General features: G+C 71.8%; 3 protein-coding genes. 1 reads left to right on the top strand and 2 read right to left on the bottom strand.

Annotated features, from left to right (window positions below; translation table 11 throughout):
* Together ACFYX0_RS47590 and ACFYX0_RS47585 are read right to left on the bottom strand one after the other, a co-directional pair.
* Positions 1-641, bottom strand: a 641-nt coding sequence (locus ACFYX0_RS47590) for a maltotransferase domain-containing protein (RefSeq protein ID WP_388982036.1), incomplete at its 3' end; no start/stop codon positions are given.
* A gap of 90 nt (positions 642-731) precedes the next feature.
* Positions 732-1,076 (bottom strand): DUF5133 domain-containing protein, encoded by a 345-nt coding sequence (locus ACFYX0_RS47585; RefSeq protein WP_355905226.1) that lies wholly within the window; start codon positions 1,074-1,076, stop codon positions 732-734.
* A gap of 322 nt (positions 1,077-1,398) precedes the next feature.
* Here ACFYX0_RS47585 and ACFYX0_RS47580 point away from each other — a divergent pair, with 322 nt between their 5' ends.
* Positions 1,399-1,908 carry a pep a2 gene (locus ACFYX0_RS47580; RefSeq protein ID WP_388982033.1) on the top strand — a complete coding sequence of 170 codons (510 nt, stop codon included), beginning with the start codon at positions 1,399-1,401 and terminating at the stop codon, positions 1,906-1,908.
* Positions 1,909-2,043: the final 135 nt, after the last annotated feature.

Below are 2,043 nucleotides of genomic sequence, written 5' to 3'. Positions count from 1 at the left end.
AACGCCCGCTCCCGCTCCACCAGCAACGGCAACGCATCCGACGACGTCACCCACTCCCGCAACGGAAACCGCGCCAACACACCGTCCACCTCAGGAGACAGGGCGGCGGCGAGCCGGGCGACCGGCGGCCGGGACTCGTCGCGCAGGGCGCGGGCGGCGGCACGTACCGTCTCCCGCCGCGGTCCGTCCGGCACTGCGGCGGCCGCCCGCTCGTACAGGTCGGCGCCCTCCTCCAGGACCAGGGCGACATCGATGCGACAGGGCACCTTGATCCGCGCGTGCCGTTGCCAGGTGGTCACCGGATCGGCCCATGCCTCCACGGCGAACGTCCAGTTGCCGGTCGACGTCGGAGTCACGTCCGCGCCCCAGCGATCCGACCCGGGCTCCAGTTCCCGCATCGGCGTCCAGGGACCGGGACGGCCCTCGGGATTCCTCAGCACGACGTTGGCGCCGATCGCGCCGTGCCCCTCGCCGAAGACCGTGGCGGTGACCTGGAAGGTCTCTCCCTCCACCGCCTTGGCCGGATGCCTCCCGCCGTCGACGGCGGGCCGCACGTCCACGATCGGGATGCGCCCGGTCACGGGCCGCACGCCGCCGATGGCAGGGGTGTTCGCGTCACGGTGGGTGGCCTGCGGTTCCATGGACTTCGCCTCCTCCGCCGTTCTCGAAGCTCGGGTGAGCGCCGGCTCTGTGGTGTTCGCTTCCAGCTCGGCCTGGCTTCTTGGCTTTCGCTACGCGTTCGCCGACCGTGCGGGACAGGTCCTGGCCGCGGCCCGCTCACGAGGGTCGCGAGGGTCTCGCGGGTCGTGCCGCTCGCGGGGTTCGCGCGGCCCGTACGGATCGTGCGGGTCGTACGGGACGCCCCCTGAGCGGGGTTGACGGGGGTTCAGGTACAACTCGGCGGCGTCGACGGCCTCACGGGCGCACCGCTTCCCCATCAGCACACACAGCGTGTAGCCGGTGTTCTCGAAACTGCCGCGGACGGCGCGGTTGTCGGGAGACGCGAGCATCAGTCGCTCCCAGGCCCGGTACTGCTCGAGGTGGCGGGCGACCTCGGCTCTGGCCGGTTGCAGCATGGCGCGGTCACCTCCCACTCAGCACTGAGCACGGATCCGGAGGGGCAACGGAGCGCCGTCCGGAGGGTGCACGAAAGCCGGGCACGGAGCGGGGGTGATCCGTTACGGCGATCGAGTCCTTCACCCATGGTGCACGGTTCAACACAAAGCGTCCTGTTCAAGCGTGAACCACCGTGGCGGGCGGGCTTCGTGTTGCACGAATGGAGTAGTGCTCTCACCCTGGGAATGACTCAGAAGCGATGAGTGCTCACGCTCAGTGATCGGGGTCGGCCCCCTGGGCCGGAAGGGAAGCGAGAGCTTCGCCGGTGAGGAGCCAACGACAATGAAGACCGCAGCACCCTGCTACTACCACCTCGACGTGGAACTCAGCCCGGAGCGCATCGGGCAGGTCCGGCGGATCCTGGCCGCCCATCTCCGGTACTGGGATCTCGAGACACTCGTAGAGCCCGTATGCCGGTGCACCGACGCACTGCTGCGCACGATCGACCGGCACGCGACGGACAAGAACACCACGATCGAGATGTGGTGGAACGGTCAGCACCTCATCACCGCGGTCCAGGACGCCGAACGGGACATCCGGCCGCACTACGCGCCGAGCGGCTGTCTGACGCAGATAGCGGCGCTGAGCAACGGCTGGGGCTACTGCGCCACCGCCGCCGGCGGCAAGATCGTCTGGTTTTCGCAGCGCGCCAGGTCCGGCGAACGGGCCCCGCTCGTCCCGGTGTCACCCTCGCCGAGCCTGCGCGAGACCCGCCCCCTCCCGCGTGCCCTGCCGCTCCCGGCGGTGGCCACGGCACGGGACCGGGAGGAGCCGGCTCTCATCGGCGCCTAGCGGCCACGGAGGACCGGGGGGGGGGGGGGCGGGGGGGGGGGGGGGGGGCCGGGCCCCCCGCCCCCCCCCCCGCCCCCCGCCCCCCCCCCGCCCCCCCCCAGCCCAACCACCACACCCCCCCCACCCACGGCCGCG

It is taken from the genome of Streptomyces sp. NPDC002573, from assembly GCF_042889625.1.
In the GTDB taxonomy this organism is placed as follows: domain Bacteria; phylum Actinomycetota; class Actinomycetes; order Streptomycetales; family Streptomycetaceae; genus Streptomyces; species Streptomyces gibsoniae.
Note: the sequence above shows the minus strand (reverse complement) of the source record. Positions and strands in the feature narration are given on the sequence as shown.

What these genes read in the sequence shown, in the direction of transcription:
- ACFYX0_RS47580 (WP_388982033.1), top strand. Translation starts at nt 1,399, where the DNA reads ATGAAGACCGCAGCACCCTGCTACTACCACCTCGACGTGGAACTCAGC.
- ACFYX0_RS47585 (WP_355905226.1), bottom strand. Translation starts at nt 1,076, where the DNA reads ATGCTGCAACCGGCCAGAGCCGAGGTCGCCCGCCACCTCGAGCAGTAC.